At 55.4% G+C, this 404-nt stretch carries 1 protein-coding gene; it reads left to right on the top strand.

The annotated features are described in order from the left end of the window. On the top strand, positions 1-383 hold a 383-nt coding region (locus UF06_RS13580), incomplete at its 5' end, for a hypothetical protein (RefSeq protein ID WP_045570927.1). Positions 384-404 lie beyond the last annotated feature (21 nt).

Genomic DNA, 404 nt, shown 5'->3' with positions numbered 1-404 from the left:
TCAACGGCCCCCTTCGGAGTGCATTGTTCCCGGAAATCCCGGGCCGTTACCTCAGCGGAGTGATGGAGCTGGAAGATGGGGCGCCTGTGCCTTTGCAGCGCAAAGTTTTGCTGCAAGTGGAGCAGGCGATGTCGCGGGTGGAGCAAAGTGTCATGGTCGATTGTCCGCTGCAACAGAAGCCCGTTGTCAACTTGCTGGCATGGTCTGACGGACAGGGTGACATTGAAGTGACGGCGGAGCGGACCAGCGAATCGCTCAGTGTGTTGCCAGGCAATGGGTTGCTGACACGATGGCGCGAAAGCACTGGGCCTGACCCTTATACACATCTGAAGCTGCCGACGAATAGAAAGGTAGAGATATCCAGAAGAATGGAGAAGCTGTAGATTAGAAAGAACGAGGCATTA

Source organism: Vibrio sp. S234-5 (assembly GCF_000960595.1).
In the GTDB taxonomy this organism is placed as follows: domain Bacteria; phylum Pseudomonadota; class Gammaproteobacteria; order Enterobacterales; family Vibrionaceae; genus Vibrio.
This window is presented reverse-complemented; position numbering and strand designations above follow the sequence as displayed.